Genomic DNA, 15,463 nt, shown 5'->3' with positions numbered 1-15,463 from the left:
ATGCCCACCCTTTCGGGTGGGCATGATGTGCTGCATAGATCAGCGATAGGTGCGCAAGATGCGGTTCGCTTCAGCCTGGGCGTCTTGCATTGCCTGCTGAGCGGTTTTGCTACCAGTCAGCGCAGCTTGAAGTCCATCGTTGAGCGCTTTCGTGACGCGTTGATTATCGTGAGTCGAGAATTCAGCAACGGAGTATTCGAGTTGATCACGAGCAACGAGTGCCGGCGGGAACTCGGCTGCGTATGTCTTGAGCGCTTCCGTTTCATAGGCAGCAGGCGAAACAGCAACGTATCCAGTATCGATACTCCATTGTGCTGCGCGTTCCGGTTGCGTCAACCACTTGGAGAACTCGAACGCAGCCTTCTGCTCCGCTTCAGATGCTTGCTTGAAAATATAGAAGTTACCACCACCAGTTGGGGAGCCGTTGCGTAGATTGGCAGGAATCATGGCCACTCCAAAATCGAACGGCGCGTTGTTGCGGATGTTGGTGAGGTTGCCAGTGGTCGTCCAGATCATGGCAGCCTTGCCTTCCATGAAGTCCCTGGGTGTAGTTCCCCATTGCACCACGCCGGGCGGGTGAATCTTGTACTTCTGCGACAGGTCCATCCAATACTGGAGTGACTCGATTACCTTGACGTCGTCAAACGTCACCTGGTTGCCTTCCGAATTGGCCAGCAGCACATCGTTTGGTGTTGTGAAACACTGAAAAAGCCAGTACGGGAAGCCACTTGAAGGTACCTGGATACCCCACTGGGTCACATTACCGTTGGCATCACGCCTGGTCAGCTTCTTTCCCATGCTGACCATCTCATCCCAGTTTGCCGGTGCCTTCTCCGGATCAAGTCCAGCTTGCTTGAACGCTTCCTTGTTCCAGTACATGACCACAGTCGAACGCTGGAAAGGGACACCCCATGTTTTACCCCCAATCTGGCCATTGGCCATGAATGCGGGGAAGAATCCATCAAGCCATTTCCTGTCGGCGTCAGATGTTGCGAAATTGTCGATCGGTACGACTGCATCTTCGTCAATCAGGGTGAAGGTGTCTGTGGACAGGAGAATGGCAGCGGTCGGAGGTGTGCCTGACTTGTGTGCAGTCAGTGCCTTGACGATGGTTTCCTGGTACGTGCCTGCGTAAACTGGCGTGACCTTGATGTCAGGATTCTCTTTGTTGAAGTCAGCAGCATAACCGTCGATGGTCTTGGTGATCGGGCCGCCGACAGCAACAGGAAAGTAGAAGGTCACTTCTGTCTGCGCTGACGCGGGTGTGGTCAGGCACAGTCCAGTAGCGGCAACTGATAAAGCTCCAAGCAGTTTCTTCATTACACGTTCTCCGTAGAAGTAAGTATGCGCATGCCATCGTGATCAAACCAGTGCTGATCAGATGGCTGCCATCCGAGGGTGAGTGCAGAATCCAGTTGCACCACGGATTTTCCGGGGGCACGGACCGTCAGGTTCTGGTCCCCGATCTGGGAGTGAATCAGAAGGTCCGCCCCGGTGAACTCTGTATGTCTGATACGGGTGGGAACCGTTCCTTCAAAATGAATGTCTTCCGGCCTGATCCCCAGAAACGCAGCACCAGTCGGCGCATTCAGACTGAAGTCTGACCCGGAGATCCGGCCTTGTTCGACTTTCAGGACATTCATTTTTGTGCTGCCAATAAACTGTGCAACAAACAGCGAAGCCGGCTTCTGGTAGATTTTGCTGGGACTTGCCTGTTGTTCTATGCGTCCCTCTTTGAGCAGAACAACGTGGTCAGCCATCGTCATCGCTTCGGTTTGGTCGTGTGTCACGTATACGACTGAGAGTCCGAGTTTTTGCTGGATGGCACGAAGCTCCTCGCGCATGGATTGACGCAGTTTGGCATCGAGGTTTGAGAGCGGCTCATCCATCAGGCACAACTTCGCGTCCGCAACAAGGGCACGCGCAAGGGCGACCCGTTGTTGCTGTCCACCAGAGAGCTGGGACGGTTTGCGGTCTCTCAGGTGGTCCAGACCGAGCAGCACGAGTGTCTGCTTGAGCCGGGATTCGATTTCTGCGCTGGATATCTTGCGGATCTTCAACCCGAACGCCACATTCTCCGCGACTGACAGGTGCGGAAACAAGGCGTAGTTCTGAAACACCATGGACACACCGCGACCCGATGATGGTACCTCGGTGACATCCCTGCCGAATATCTTGATCCTGCCCGCACTGGGTGTCTCCAGACCAGCGACAAGACGTAGTGTGGTGGTCTTTCCACAGCCGGACGGGCCAAGTAAAACCGAGAACTCTCCCTCGGCCAGTTTCAAGTCGGTGGTGTGCAAGGCAGTTGCCGAGCCCCAGACTTTACTGACGCCGGAAAACTCCACTGCAGGATTAGGTGTAACTGGATTCATCGGACCGTATTATTCTTCGTTTTCGTTACAGGTTTATGACGTCATAGCGAGTCGACATCACTTTAAAGTATCTGGCGTCAGTGACAAAGACAAGTCACATAAGCGATAGTCCGGATTGTTGCTAGTGATGCCGTATGTTAGGAAAAGAAAGCGTGCATGGGGAGGAAGATGAAATGTGTCGAAAGCAGAACGCCGACCTTTGAGGCCGGCGTTCTTTCTCGCCGCTTTCTTAAATCCTGATCTTGAGGCGGTGCGCGATCTCTCCAACCACCCCTTTGCGGAATGCGAGCACGCAGATTACAAAGATCGCACCGGTAGTGATGGTGCTCCAGCCGCCAAGGTTGGCGAGATAGTTCTGCAGATTGATGATAATCGCCGCACCTGCAATCGGCCCCCAGAGTGTGCCGATCCCACCAAGAATTGTCATGAGAACCGCTTCACCGGACATGTGCCAGAAGACGTCCGACAGCGATGCAAGCTGCAGGACCAGACTCTTGAGCCCGCCACCGAGACCAGCAAGTCCGGCTGAAATTGTAAAGGCCATCAGCTTATAGCGGTCAACGTTGTAGCCAAGTGAGATCGCTCGAGGTTCGTTTTCCCGGATGGATTTCAGCACCTGACCAAACGGAGAGTTCACGACTCGCAGGATCAGCAGGAATGCGAGACCGAAGACGCCAAGCGAGAACCAGTACATGTTGGTCGAAGGCATCAAGTCGATGAAGCCGAGGAATTGTCCGCGTGGCACGCCCTGGATGCCGTCTTCACCGTTGGTGAACGGAACCTGAGTGGCGATGAAGTAAACAACCTGAGCCAGGGCCAGCGTGATCATGGCGAAGTAGATTCCCTGACGGCGGATGGCGAGTGACCCAAAAACATATCCAAGCGCAGTGGAGCAGATCACCCCGATCAGCAAGCCGATCTCGGGGGTGACACCCCATTCCTTCATGACGTGTGCGGTCACATAGGATGCTGATCCAAAGAATGCAGCATGGCCGAATGAAAGCAGGCCGGCATATCCCAGCAGCAGGTTGACTGAGGCCGCAAAGATTGCGAAACAGAAAACCTTCATCAGAAACAGGTCATAGACGAAGTCCTGAAAAGGGACTAGTGCCAGCAGGACAAAGATGATGATCGAGATTTTGTTCAGCGCAGTTGTGTTCATGGCGGGCCCTTTAGCGAACTTTTCCAAAAAGCCCGGCGGGCTTGAGCAGCAGAACAATGATCATGATGACAAAAATCGACACCGATGATGCCTCTGGATAAAAAACTTTGGTCAGTCCCTCCACAACACCAAGTCCCAATCCTGTCAGAATGGATCCGGCAATCGATCCCATACCTCCGATTACGACGACTGCAAATACGACAATGATGAGATCGGAGCCCATGACCGCAGTGACCTGATAGATCGGTGCTGCGAGCACCCCTGCGAAAGCGGCCAGGGCACAGCCTGCACCGTAGGTCAGCGTGACAATGAGTGGCACGTTAACGCCCAGGGCCTGCAGTAGCCGGGGGTTCTCTGTGCCAGCGCGCAACAGACTACCTAGTTTGGTTTTTTCTATGAAGTACCAGGTTGCAAAGCACGCGAGTAACGCGACCACGACAACCCAAAGGCGGTACCAAGGTATGTAAAGTTGATTGACTCGGAGGCCACCGCGGAACATGTCCGGTACTTGATAGCTGTTACCCAGTACGCCGAACCAGTGCCGGAAAAGACCTTCAATGACTAGCGCCATCCCGAACGTGAGCAGCAAACCATAAAGGTGATCTAGATGATAGAGGCGCTTGAGCATGGTTTTCTCCACCACCATACTCAAGGCCCCGACAATCAGTGGAGCCAGAACCAGGGCGACCAGATACGGCACTTCAAACTCCGGCATGCCGATCCAGCTGCCTACTTGGGTCATTCCGATCCAGGCGAGCATCGCGCCCAGCATGTACAGTGCGCCATGCGTGAAATTGATCACATTGAGCAGTCCGAAGATAACGGCTAGCCCCAGACTCAACAGCGCGTAAAACGAACCGTTGATAAGCCCGATCAGTAACTGGGCAGTAAATGCCTGGGGCGATACACCCAGCAACTCAAACATGACCTTTCTCCACCCTACGTGCCAACATAGATGAAATCACCTGAATCAATCACTCAGACCGCCTGATTCAGCCTTTGACGAGCTTGCACTGAGACTGAGACAAGGGAAGTGTGGCCTGGTCAGCAGGGATCACGCGAACAACGGATGCGATATCGTTGCGGCTCTTGGACTCTTTCGGTGCTTTGACCTGCAACAGGTACATATCGTGCTCGAACTTGCCGTCCGGACGGATCACACCCTTGAACAGACCATCGTCAATCGGCGTTGACTTCAGGTACTTCATGACTGCATCGGAGTCATCAGTTTTGGTGGATTCGATGGCCTTCAGATAGTTCAGGGTTGCGGAGTAGACGCCAGCCTGGACTGATGTTGGTGCGGTTCCCTTGAACTTCTCCATGAAACGCTCGGCAAACTTGCGATTGCTTTCATTAAAATCCCAGTACCAACCCACAGTGAAGTTCATACCCTGGGTCTCGCGAAGGCCAAGTGCCTGAATATCACTGATGAACATCAGCAATGGCACGACGGTCTGGTCCGATCCCATGATGCCGAGTTCGGCCGCCTGTTTGATGGATCCGATTGTGTCACCACCAGCGTTTGCAAGTGCGATAACCTGGGAGCCCGAGCTTTGAGCCTGGAACAGGTATGACGCAAAGTCAGTGGTGCGAATCGGGTGTGCAACGCTTCCGAGAACCTCGCCGCCCGATGCCAGCACGACCTCTGATGTGTCGCGTTGCAAGGTGTGCCCGAAAGCGTAGTCTGCTGTCACGAAGAACCAGGTTTTCTTGCCGGTCTCTACCACGGCTTTACCGGTTCCGTGAGCCAGAGCATACGTGTCATATACCCAGTGCACGGTGTACGGGTTGCAACGTTCATTGGTGATAGGCAGTGATGCAGCGCCCGTCACAAGTGCCACTTTTTTCATCTGGTCTGCCACTTCCATAGCCGCCAGTGCCGACGCGGTCGAGACGTTACCGACAATCATGTCTACCTTGTCACGCTCGAACATCTCCCGGGCCTTGGAGCTTGCCAGATCCGCTTTGGATTGCGTGTCGGCCGTCGTGATGATGATATCCTTGCCCAGTACTTTGCCCCCAAAGTCGGCGACAGCCATTTCTGCAGCGACAACTGCTCCAGGTCCCTCCACTGCTGAATAGATACCGGACAGGTCGGTCAGAACGCCGATCCGGACTGCATCATCCGAAATGGTTTGTGCCAGCACCTGTCCGCTCGCTGCAAGCGTGGCTGCAGCTACAACTTGTGAAATCACTGTCTTTTTCATATTGATGTCTCCTCGACTGCATTGATTGAATGCCGCATTGAGTTGCAATGAAACTCACACCCCTAATAGTGTTTCTAGCTCTTTCTGTTTCTGTGAGAGCTCTTCTTTCTTGACCATCAGAACGACTTTTCCGTGCTCGATCACGTAATTTCTATCAGCCAGTTGGGATGCGAACCGGAAGTTCTGCTCAACCAGCACGATGGTGAAGGAACGCTGCTTGAGCGTGCGAACCACTTCTCCCAGTTTCTGGACTATCACTGGTGCAAGACCTTCCGTGATCTCGTCAAGCAGCAGCAGGTTTGCTCCGGTACGCAATATTCTCGCAATGGCCAGCATCTGCTGCTCGCCGCCAGATAGCCGGCCACCGGGACTATTGCGCCGCTCTTTGAGGTTCGGAAACATGTCATAGATCTCGTCGATTGTCAGGGCCTGGCCCTGTCCGACGACGGGTGGGAGCAACAAGTTCTGTTCGCATGTCAGACTGGCGAAGATACCTCTTTCCTCAGGGCAGTAGCCAATACCTAACCGTGCTATGTCGTGGGTGTTCTTGTCGCCAAGGTCTATGCCATTGACTCTGACCGTACCGGTGGTGCGGCTAGTCAGTCCCAGAATCGCCCGCAATGTGCTTGTTCGTCCTGCACCATTGCGTCCCAGAAGGCAGACCACTTCACCGGGCTCAACTGTGAGATCAACTCCGTGAAGAACATGGGATTCGCCGTACCAGGCGTTCAGGCCAGAAATTTCTAATGCAGGCGTTGTTGTCATAATTCTTTATGCTTTCCTGTTCCTGTGTGAACGGCGTGTTTGTGGCCGCAGCTTGCGGGCTTAATGACCTTGCAACTCGGCGTCTGCCGAGCCCATGTAAGCCTCCATGACCTGTGGGTTACTTGACACGGTTTGATAGTTGCCTTCTGCAATCATCTGACCGCGTTGCAATACAGAAATAGTGTCGGCAATGTTGGACACGACGTTCATGTTGTGTTCAACCATGATGACCGTACGACCGGCAGACACTTTCTTGATGAGCTCGGTGACACGTTCGACATCTTCATGTCCCATGCCTTGAGTTGGTTCATCAAGGAGCATGACTTCAGGGTTGATCGCCAGCGTTGTCGCGATCTCGAGTGCACGTTTTCTTCCATAGGGCAGGTTGACCGCTTCTTCTTGCGCAAACTCGGCAAGCCCCACCTGCTCCAGTGCGTCAAGTACTCGGTCGTTGAGAATGTCGAGTGTGGAGTCACTCTTCCAGAAGTGGAACGACGTTCCAAGTCGCCGCTGAAGTCCGATCCGAACATTCTCCAGAACAGTCATGTGCGGAAACACTGCCGAGATCTGGAACGATCTCACCACCCCTTCGCGAGCGATCTGCGAGGGTGAATGGCGGGTGATGTCGTTGCCGTTAAAGAGGATCTCTCCGTGGGTTGGCGTCAGAAACTTGGTGATGAGGTTGAAACAAGTGCTTTTGCCAGCACCATTTGGGCCAATAATGGCGTGAATGGTGTGTCGTCTCACCTTCAGGTTGACGTCATTGACGGCTATAAAACCGAGGAACTCCTTGGTCAGGCCGCGAGTTTCGATCACAAAGTCTGTTTTATGTTCCATAAGTCTTTTATAGCGCCAACTGTTGCAAAGTGATACAGAGTCGGCTTGAGGATTTTCCCTATTCTGGTTTGTCCCCATAGCCATTCTTAATAAAAAAACCGCCTGTGAAACAGGCGGTTTGTCTTCTATCCCCAGTCTGCTATTTCCAGTCTGGTTTGCGCTTCTCTATGAAGGCCTGAACACCTTCGAGCGCTGATTCGTCCATCATGTTGCAGGCCATGGTTTTGCCAGCGAGTTCGTACGCATGCTGGATACTGGTTTCAACTTGCTCGTAAAACAACCGCTTTCCAAGCGCAAGGGCCACGCCAGGCTTCGGGGTGATCTTTCTGGCCAGATCCAGCGTGATGTCCTCTAGCTCTTCAGGTCCGCAAACCTCGTTGATCAGGCCCCAGTCACGAGCTTGTTCGGCGCTGATAAACTCGCCGGTCACAAGCATGTACATAGCCTGTTTGCGAGACAGGTTGCGCGAGAGGGCAACCGATGGTGTGGAACAGAAAAGACCCAGATTGACCCCTGATACAGCAAACCTCGCCTGATTGCTGGAAACCGCCAGATCACACATGGCAACCAGTTGACATCCTGCGGCCGTAGCGATGCCCTGAACCTGGGCAATCACAATCTGCGGAATGCGTTGAATGGCCAGCATCACTTCACTGCACTGTCCAAATAGTCCTTCGTAATACTCAAGGGAAGGCTGCGCACGCATCTGTTTGAGGTCGTGACCGGCACAGAAAGCTTTTCCCGCAGCGGCGAGTATGACAACCTTGATATCTGGCGACTCGGCGAGCCTCGCGAGTTCGTTCAGCAGCGCTGCAAGCATTTCTTCGGATAGTGAATTGAACGCATCCGGGCGGTTCAGTGTGAGGCGTATAACGCCTGGAACCGGCTCGTCGCGCAAGATCAGTTGATCAGTCATCAAATACTCCCGTTGAGTCTTTGGCCTCGCGTTAGTCGGCAGCGTTCTTGCGAAGTTCGAACTTTTGAATCTTCCCGGTAGACGTCTTGGGCAGCTCTCCGAATACGATTTTCCTGGGTACTTTGAAATGGGCCAGGTGCTCCTTGCAGAACTCGATCATCTCCTCTTGGGTGACGGTCGCACCGGGTTTGAGCTCGACAAACGCGCACGGGGTTTCACCCCATTTGGGATCTGGCTTGGCGACTACACCAACCGCCAGTACTGCAGGGTGGCGATACAGTGCGTCTTCAACTTCGATCGACGAAATGTTCTCGCCACCCGAAATAATGATGTCTTTGCTTCGGTCCTTGATCTTGCAGTAGCCATCGTCGTATTGAACGGCAAGATCACCGGTATGGAACCAGCCACCTGCAAACGCTTTCTCGGTTGCGGCCGGGTTCTTCAGATAGCCTTTCATGGTGATGTTGCCGCGAAACATGATTTCGCCCATAGACTCGCCATCCCAGGGCGCGGGTTCCATAGTCTCAGGGTCTAGCACTTGCATGGCAGCTTGAAGGTGGTAGCGCACCCCTTGCCTTGAGTTAAGCCTGGCCCGCTCGGAAATGCCCAGATCATTCCATTCGGCATGTTTCACGCACACTGAGGCAGGTCCGTAAATTTCTGTCAGTCCGTAGGTGTGGGTCAGATCAAATCCCATTGACTCCATACCTTCGATCATGGACGCAGGAGGGGATGCGCCCGCCACCATCGCTTTGACTCCTTTCTGAATGCCTTGCTTCATGTCTGCGGGAGCATTGATCAGCAGGTTGTGCACAATGGGTGCGGCGCAGTAGTGAGTCACGCCGTGTTCGTGTATCAGGTCGAAGATGGCCTTGGCATCAATCTTTCGCAGGCAGACGTTGGTGCCGGCTCTGGCCGCGATCGTCCATGGAAAGCACCAACCGTTGCAGTGGAACATGGGTAGTGTCCACAGGTAAACAGGATGGTGGGGCATGTCCCATTCAAGTATGTTCGAAATGGCATTGATCGCCGCTCCGCGATGGCTGTAAACCACCCCTTTGGGATCACCGGTCGTGCCGGATGTGTAATTCAGGCACATCGACTGCCATTCGTCTTCTGGCAGACAGATCTCGAATCCCGGGTCACCTTCTGCGAGCAGTTCTTCGTAGGTGAGGCTACCAATACGAGGAAGGTCACTTCCCGCCAGTTCATCGATGGCATCGATGACGACCGGTGTGCGCCCATGGTCGCGTTCCAGTATCTCCAGTGCCTGTTGCATGGTGTGTGCAAATTCGCCGTCTACGATGACTGCCTGGGCTTCGCCGTGATTGAGCATGAATGCCAGAGTCGTTGCGTCCAGACGGGTATTCAGGGTGTTGAGTATGGCGCCCGCCATGGGGATTCCGAAGTGTGCTTCCACCATTGGGGGGTGTTGGGTAGCATGACAGCAACAGTTTCACCCACCTTGATCCCACGTTTTTGCAGCGCATCAGCCAGCTTGCAGCATCGCTGTCGGGTTTCTAGCCAAGTCTGGCGCAAACTGCCATGAACGATTGCGACTTTATCAGGATGCACGTCGGCTGCGCGTTCAAGAAAGGAAATCGGCGACAGTGCAACATGGTTGGCCGGATTCTTCTCGAGCCCCTGCACATACATGTGATCAGCAGGAAGGCAGGCAATCGTGCGTTGCTTGTTCATGGTGTCTCCAGATATTTTATGGTTAAGATGAATTTACCGCTGATTCATGAATTTGACACGCCTTCCTGACCAGTTGCCGGCAACCAACGGAGGGGGTTATTCCTGATTTTCTTGCTGCAGGTGATCCCTGAAAGCTTGCGGAACAGGTACCGGGCGGCCAGTTTCCTTTGAGGCGCACACAATGGTGAACGTCCCTTGCGCGGCCGCTTGCGCACTGTCATCGTCTCTGAAGATGGCGATGTCATAGTGGATGCTGGAGTTACCGATGCGCGCGACTCTCACGGCAATATCGATATTGCCCGGAAACGAGACTTCGCTGTAGTAGCGGCAGCTCGATGCAACCACCAGGGTGCGGACGTTTGCGCTCAGCGGCTCGCGCAGATTGTGCTGACGTAGATATCCCTCTACGCCCGTATCAAAGAAAGAGTAGTAGTGCGCATTATTGACATGGCCATTGGCATCATTATCGGCATAACGTAGCGTTATGCGCTCGAAAAACGTGTAATCGTTTCGTTGTGGCGCACCGCCAGACTTTTCTGCAGCGTTGATTGAACTGTTCTGGTGGCTTGGTTGCATGGGCTGTCTCTACTGTGAAATGATTGTTAACGGATGTGGTCAGACGAAGGGCATTCTGGCTTTGAGCCGAGAGTACACCGGGGCGCTGGTCATTCAAAGGGTGTGCTGGTCTCAGACTGATCGATTATGAAATGAAAAGGCATTGCAATGAGAGGACTTCCGCTGTTTCCGGACATGTACCCGCAGATTCTGCATGGGTTGCCCGCCATGCCGGTGTTTCATATGCGGGGAGGCACGTCGACGGGGATCGTTCTCTGGGATGCCCACCTTCCACAAGAGGTCTCGTTGCGCGAGGAACTTGTACGCCATCTGATGGGCGTTCCCCAAGAAGGCACGACACCGCGGAACCGACAGACGACGGGTCTTGGCAGAGGGGCTCCGACCAGCAATAAAGTATTTTTGATGAAACATCACCAAGGCGCAGATGCGGACTTTGACAGTACGTTGGCCCAACTGGCAGCCGATCACGCGCGAATCGACTGGGGAGTTAACTGCGGCAACATGTCGGCCGCCCTGCCTCTTTATCTGCTACAGACTGGACTGGCCGAGCCTGCAACACCAGAAACCCAGTTGCGGATCTGGAATACTAATACACGCAAACTGACCGACATGCGTATGCCGACTCCATTCGAGATGGCTACCATTCCTGGCGTTCCAGGTCGGTTCCCGAGCGTTGAGCTCGTTTTGCGGGATCCGGTCGGGGCTCGCACCGGGTCTTTGTTCCCCACTGGCAATCGTCAGGACTGTTTTGATGATGTGCCTGTGAGTTGTGTGGACGTGGCTGTGCCCATGGTGATCGTGCGCGCGACTGATCTTGGGTACACAGCCAGGGAGAGTGTTGCCAGCTTGCAGGCGGATCCCGGATTGATGGCACGATTGAGATCAATCTGGGTGCAGGCAGGTCTTAGAATGGGGCTCAAGACCGCAGCAGGCGCGCCCATGACTGAGGCCGAACTGGCGCAAAGTGAAACCGTCCCTAAAATCTGTATGGTGGGTCCCGGTGACGGCGATAGCGATATTCACGTTCGCTATTTCACGCCACAGGCGCCGCATTCGTCCATGGCAGTGACCGGTGGATGCTGTTTGGCGGTGGCGGCACTGCTTGGTGGTACGGTTGCCTTTGAAACCGTCTCTCAAAGTCAGCGATCAAGAACGGGCGCATCGTCCATGACCGCCCAGATCGGGTACGAACCCGTCGTCGTGAGAATCGGAAATCCAGCCGGGGTCTTGCAAGCGACCGTATCGGGTTACGAATCAGGCTCCGAGGTGACCATTCCGTGGGTTTCGTACCAGCGTAGCGCACAGGTTCTGTTGCAGGGACTAGCGCCAATTTATCAGGCATCTGACGCACTGATGTTGTTCTTTGAGTCTCGCCATGCGCAAGCGCTATCAGGGCGTCACTGACGAGTGGACCTCAAGTTGCCGAACTGAGTTCAATGCTCACGGGCTGATGGTCTGACACCTGCGTGAGTGTGTCGACCCTGGTGTTTCTGACTCTGTTGGCAATCGACTCGTTGACAAAAAAGAAATCACAACTGACCGGTTCTGGACCGTAGGTTTCGTCGTACAGCCTGAACGTGGGCGGATGAGGCTGGTCGGGATGATTGTGAGCCCATGCGTCACGCAGCGGGTTGCTTCGTGCGGGGTCTGTGATGATCTGATACTCCGGGCTGTCTGGCTCAAAATTGAAATCACCACAAAGTATCGTGTCGAGCGTGTGAGGCTTTGACTGATACGGGGTGTCCAGGTCGGCGGGCTGTCCAGGGGCTGGATGCAAGGCCTGCAGGCTGGCCATCTCATGCCAGTTGGCGATGGCACTAATCTGCGCCTGACGCTGCGGCTGACTGTGATACTCCAGGTGCGTCGTCATAATCCGCACAGGGCCCCATGTGGCCTGGAGGGTGCAAACCAGGCAGATTCTCGACATGCCGGGTTTGGGGTCTTCAAGGTCAACCGGAGACGGCAGGCAAACCTTCTGAATTTGAAGGATTGGCAGCCGGCTGGCGATCAGGTTGCCGAACTGCTGACGTTCATCTTTTCCCAGCGGCTGCTCATCAACAGCCGCACCAAATACGACTTGGTAGCCTGGCAGCAGTGCCTCGATTTCCAGTGCCTGATTCGGTGCGGCATCACCGGTCAGGCCTTGATAGTTGATTGCGATCTCTTGCAGGCAGATCACATCAAAGTCCAGTAGCGAGCGTGCACCAGCGATAATCCGTTCAGGGCTCACTATCCCGTCAAGACCTTTGCACCACTGTGTATTCCAGGTCACGATGTTCATGATTGGTCCAGTCTCTTGCGCATTACTCAATCCTGAAATCTACCGCAGTTGACGCGTTTGTACCACTGCAGATACTGACAAGGCTGGCGCGCTCATCCTTTCGAAGATGGTGCCTCAGACTCAGAAGTTGTCGGTCAGCACGGTTATCAGCAGGTAGCCACTCGTAGCCATGAGTGCCACACCTGCCACGGGCGAGATATATCGGCGAAGTCGTGAGAGGTGTCCGGAGTGTGAGACTGTCTGGCCGAGATGCACATACACGCATTTGGTTGCTCCGACCGCAAGGATGGTCACGCTCAAAAGCGTCAGGACGTCATTGCCGGAGAGTGTCCGGAGGTTGACCAAGGTCGGGAGCAGGCTGGCGTAGAACATGAGTGCCTTGATGTCACCGAATGTGAGTGCGAGTGCTCCCAGAAAGGCTGCAGGACCGGATGGATGAATGAGGCCCCTGTGGTCAGGCGAGCTGGCTGGTGGCAGCCTCAAAGGCTCACGAGCGCCCCGAACGAGCTGCCAGCCAATCCAGAGTAAGTAAAAAGCACCAATTGTCCGTAATAGCGAGAAAGCAGCCTCAAACCGGATGGATACCTCACTCATCCCAAGGATGGCGATTGCCAGAAGCAACAGATCACCCGTCACAATGCCGGCGACGGCCCAGTAGCCATGACGCGTCCCGTGCCTGACGGTCTGGCTCACCACCAGGAGAACACTTGCACTGGGCAACGCGGCCAGTGTGGCCATGATGACAAACAGCGCCAATGCATCGAACAGGCTCATTCTGCCTGGCGGACCCATCCTCTGGCATTCAGAAGGTAGCGGGCCATTTCCACAAAGCCATCTCCGGAGTGACCCTGGCAGACAAACCGGGGCGGGGTCTGGATGCGGTGAATCTGTGAGTTGACATTAGCCACCCCGACAGACAGAGCGAAGTGTCCGAACATGGGTGCATCGTTGGCCGAATCTCCGATGAAAAGCACATTTTGTTGCAAAGAGGGCAGCATCGCAGGCAGTTCCCGTTCAAACAACGTTTCGGTCATGGTGAGTTTGTCGTAATTGCCAAACCAGCCATTGACATGGATCGAGCTGACTTTAGCCTGGGCACCGGCTTGTACGAACAGGTCCACAATCTGATCGATGGCCTTCTCGTTCAGTGGGGACACATCCTCGCAGAAATCCACCGCCAGGTCTGCAATCCGGTAAGGCTGGTCACTGGCCAGCGCACATCCTGGAACGGCCTGCAGGATTTTGTCTGCCAGTTCGTCCAGCTTCTGGCGGTTTGTCCGCCGAACATCGGCAGGGGCCCAGAAGTGCTGGAACATCTTGTTCAGGTGCCGGTCATAGCGCATGTAGAAAGCACCATTTTCCCCCACGACTGCAAACACAGGCCACATCCTGGCAATATGGTCGCACCAGCCAGCAGGCCTTCCTGTAATCGGTATGACGCGAACGCCGGCCGCGCCCAGATCCTCCAGAGCCTGATAAGCACGCGCTGTGAGCATGCCTTCGGTGGTGACGGTGTCGTCAATATCGCACAAGACCGTGCTGATCGCAGCGGCTTTTGACGGATCAAGTTGATTCAGTGGTTGCAATTCAATACTCCGGTGGGAAACGATGCTGTAAAGGCGGAATGTTCGCATGATCGAGGTGTTTTGGCATCAGTTCAGTGGTGACGGTCTGGGCTGTTCGTGCAACGGGCGAGTGAGTTGACTGATTGCACCGGACGCGGGAAATGACACCCGATTGGGTCTATGATCGGCGATTGATTGGCCAATAAGGAGTGACATGCAAAACGGGTTTTGTAGTCTGGATGGGCGCAAGGGACTGGTTCTCGGGCTTGCCAATGAATCGAGTATTGCCGCTGCGGTGGTGCGAAGACTGCACGCGCTAGGCTCACAGATGCAGGTCAGTTGCGTGGGTGACAAGGCAAGGTCTTTCGCTGCAAAAGTGACTGAGCCTCTGGGTGTCCAGCTCATGACTTGCGATGTTGGCGTGCCGGGCGACCTCGAGCGGTTTGTGCAACAGGCCGTGCAGGACATGGGGCAGCTGGATTTTGTGGTGCATTCGATCGCGTGGGCGCCTGCCCAGGACCTGCATGGTCGGGTCGTGGACAGTTCGCGCGACGGTTTTGCCAAGGCCATGTCACTATCCTGCCACTCCTTCGCAGAGACCGCCCGTCTGGTGTTGCCCCATCTCAACCCGGGGGCCAGCCTTGTCACCATGAGCTATCACGGTGCAGAGGAAGTGGTGCCAAGCTACGGCATCATGGGGCCCGTCAAGGCAGCCCTGGAATCGACCGTCCGATATCTCGCGGCCGAGCTAGGTCCTCTGGGGTATCGTGTACACGCTGTGTCTCCAGGACCTATTCTGACCCGGGCTGCGTCGGGAATACGGGATTTTGATGGTCTGATGACCATGGCTCAGGAACGCAGTCCTTTGCGTCGTCTGGTCACGATCGAAGAGGTGGCAAACCTGACGGCGTTTCTCTGCGCCAGCGAGTCGGCTGGGATGACCGGTCAGACCATTTATGTGGACGGTGGCTTCCATTTCATGGCGTAACGTGGACGGGCTTTCGGGTGAGCGAACAGCCAAAGGCGTGCACGGTACACGATCCTTTCCGTTGCGGGAATTGACTTGCACACTACCCTTTGC

Annotated in this window: 14 protein-coding genes and 1 pseudogene; 2 read left to right on the top strand and 13 right to left on the bottom strand. The window is 54.8% G+C overall.

The features are described from left to right. Positions 1-39: 39 nt before the first annotated feature. From DBV39_RS11705 to DBV39_RS11660, 10 genes and pseudogenes are all read right to left on the bottom strand, one after another. Positions 40-1,320, bottom strand: a complete 1,281-nt coding sequence (locus tag DBV39_RS11705) for an ABC transporter substrate-binding protein (RefSeq protein ID WP_108621676.1) — start codon at positions 1,318-1,320, stop codon at positions 40-42. Beyond that, on the bottom strand, positions 1,320-2,375 hold the full coding sequence (locus DBV39_RS11700) for an ABC transporter ATP-binding protein (protein ID WP_108621675.1): 1,056 nt from the start codon (positions 2,373-2,375) through the stop codon (positions 1,320-1,322). The genes DBV39_RS11705 and DBV39_RS11700 overlap by 1 nt, the downstream gene beginning before the upstream one ends. A gap of 229 nt (positions 2,376-2,604) precedes the next feature. After that, positions 2,605-3,537, bottom strand: coding sequence for a branched-chain amino acid ABC transporter permease (locus DBV39_RS11695; protein WP_108621674.1), 933 nt, complete (start codon positions 3,535-3,537; stop codon positions 2,605-2,607). Between the two features lie 10 nt (positions 3,538-3,547). After that, entirely contained in the window at positions 3,548-4,462 is a 915-nt protein-coding gene (locus tag DBV39_RS11690) for a branched-chain amino acid ABC transporter permease (protein ID WP_108621673.1), read from the bottom strand. A 67-nt stretch (positions 4,463-4,529) separates the two neighbouring features. Then, positions 4,530-5,744, bottom strand: coding sequence for an ABC transporter substrate-binding protein (locus tag DBV39_RS11685; RefSeq protein ID WP_193853025.1), 1,215 nt, complete (start codon positions 5,742-5,744; stop codon positions 4,530-4,532). A 54-nt stretch (positions 5,745-5,798) separates the two neighbouring features. Then, a complete protein-coding gene (locus DBV39_RS11680) occupies positions 5,799-6,509 on the bottom strand; it encodes an ABC transporter ATP-binding protein (protein ID WP_108621672.1) in 711 nt (236 codons plus the stop codon). Positions 6,510-6,569: 60 nt separating this feature from the next. Continuing rightward, a complete protein-coding gene (locus tag DBV39_RS11675) occupies positions 6,570-7,346 on the bottom strand; it encodes an ABC transporter ATP-binding protein (RefSeq protein ID WP_108621671.1) in 777 nt (258 codons plus the stop codon). A 139-nt stretch (positions 7,347-7,485) separates the two neighbouring features. Further along, positions 7,486-8,262, bottom strand: a complete 777-nt coding sequence (locus DBV39_RS11670; RefSeq protein WP_108621670.1) for an enoyl-CoA hydratase — start codon at positions 8,260-8,262, stop codon at positions 7,486-7,488. A 31-nt stretch (positions 8,263-8,293) separates the two neighbouring features. Next, positions 8,294-9,918, bottom strand: a pseudogene (locus DBV39_RS11665) (acyl-CoA synthetase). Between the two features lie 138 nt (positions 9,919-10,056). Beyond that, complete coding sequence (locus DBV39_RS11660) at positions 10,057-10,536, bottom strand: acyl-CoA thioesterase (protein ID WP_108621669.1); 480 nt, start codon at positions 10,534-10,536, stop codon at positions 10,057-10,059. A 147-nt stretch (positions 10,537-10,683) separates the two neighbouring features. On the opposite strand from DBV39_RS11660, the gene DBV39_RS11655 reads away from it, so the two are divergent. Next, entirely contained in the window at positions 10,684-11,940 is a 1,257-nt protein-coding gene (locus DBV39_RS11655; RefSeq protein ID WP_227870607.1) for a PrpF domain-containing protein, read from the top strand. 10 nt (positions 11,941-11,950) lie between these two features. Here DBV39_RS11655 and DBV39_RS11650 read toward each other — a convergent pair whose 3' ends face one another. From DBV39_RS11650 to DBV39_RS11640, 3 genes are all read right to left on the bottom strand, one after another. Beyond that, positions 11,951-12,817, bottom strand: coding sequence for an endonuclease/exonuclease/phosphatase family protein (locus tag DBV39_RS11650; protein ID WP_108621668.1), 867 nt, complete (start codon positions 12,815-12,817; stop codon positions 11,951-11,953). 120 nt (positions 12,818-12,937) lie between these two features. After that, positions 12,938-13,591 carry a LysE family translocator gene (locus DBV39_RS11645; RefSeq protein ID WP_159078920.1) on the bottom strand — a complete coding sequence of 218 codons (654 nt, stop codon included), beginning with the start codon at positions 13,589-13,591 and terminating at the stop codon, positions 12,938-12,940. Continuing rightward, positions 13,588-14,403: an HAD-IIB family hydrolase gene (locus tag DBV39_RS11640; protein ID WP_227870606.1), complete on the bottom strand. Its 816-nt coding sequence runs from the start codon at positions 14,401-14,403 to the stop codon at positions 13,588-13,590. The genes DBV39_RS11645 and DBV39_RS11640 overlap by 4 nt, the downstream gene beginning before the upstream one ends. A gap of 193 nt (positions 14,404-14,596) precedes the next feature. Between DBV39_RS11640 and DBV39_RS11635 the strand changes: the two genes are divergently transcribed. Further along, complete coding sequence (locus tag DBV39_RS11635) at positions 14,597-15,370, top strand: enoyl-ACP reductase FabI (RefSeq protein WP_108621665.1); 774 nt, start codon at positions 14,597-14,599, stop codon at positions 15,368-15,370. Positions 15,371-15,463: the final 93 nt, after the last annotated feature.

It is taken from the genome of Orrella marina (genome assembly GCF_003058465.1).
Taxonomy (GTDB): domain Bacteria; phylum Pseudomonadota; class Gammaproteobacteria; order Burkholderiales; family Burkholderiaceae_B; genus Algicoccus; species Algicoccus marinus.
The sequence above is the reverse complement of the archived record's forward strand: the minus strand, read 5'-3'. Positions and strand labels throughout refer to the sequence as shown.

Bases quoted from the DNA above. Each gene is read 5' to 3' on its own strand.
- DBV39_RS11655 (WP_227870607.1), top strand. From the start codon at position 10,684: ATGAGAGGACTTCCGCTGTTTCCGGACATGTACCCGCAGATTCTGCAT.
- DBV39_RS11645 (WP_159078920.1), bottom strand. From the start codon at position 13,591: ATGAGCCTGTTCGATGCATTGGCGCTGTTTGTCATCATGGCCACACTG.
- DBV39_RS11695 (WP_108621674.1), bottom strand. From the start codon at position 3,537: ATGAACACAACTGCGCTGAACAAAATCTCGATCATCATCTTTGTCCTG.
- DBV39_RS11680 (WP_108621672.1), bottom strand. From the start codon at position 6,509: ATGACAACAACGCCTGCATTAGAAATTTCTGGCCTGAACGCCTGGTAC.
- DBV39_RS11705 (WP_108621676.1), bottom strand. From the start codon at position 1,320: ATGAAGAAACTGCTTGGAGCTTTATCAGTTGCCGCTACTGGACTGTGC.
- DBV39_RS11685 (WP_193853025.1), bottom strand. From the start codon at position 5,744: ATGAAAAAGACAGTGATTTCACAAGTTGTAGCTGCAGCCACGCTTGCA.
- DBV39_RS11700 (WP_108621675.1), bottom strand. From the start codon at position 2,375: ATGAATCCAGTTACACCTAATCCTGCAGTGGAGTTTTCCGGCGTCAGT.
- DBV39_RS11670 (WP_108621670.1), bottom strand. From the start codon at position 8,262: ATGACTGATCAACTGATCTTGCGCGACGAGCCGGTTCCAGGCGTTATA.
- DBV39_RS11635 (WP_108621665.1), top strand. From the start codon at position 14,597: ATGCAAAACGGGTTTTGTAGTCTGGATGGGCGCAAGGGACTGGTTCTC.
- DBV39_RS11675 (WP_108621671.1), bottom strand. From the start codon at position 7,346: ATGGAACATAAAACAGACTTTGTGATCGAAACTCGCGGCCTGACCAAG.
- DBV39_RS11660 (WP_108621669.1), bottom strand. From the start codon at position 10,536: ATGCAACCAAGCCACCAGAACAGTTCAATCAACGCTGCAGAAAAGTCT.
- DBV39_RS11690 (WP_108621673.1), bottom strand. From the start codon at position 4,462: ATGTTTGAGTTGCTGGGTGTATCGCCCCAGGCATTTACTGCCCAGTTA.
- DBV39_RS11650 (WP_108621668.1), bottom strand. From the start codon at position 12,817: ATGAACATCGTGACCTGGAATACACAGTGGTGCAAAGGTCTTGACGGG.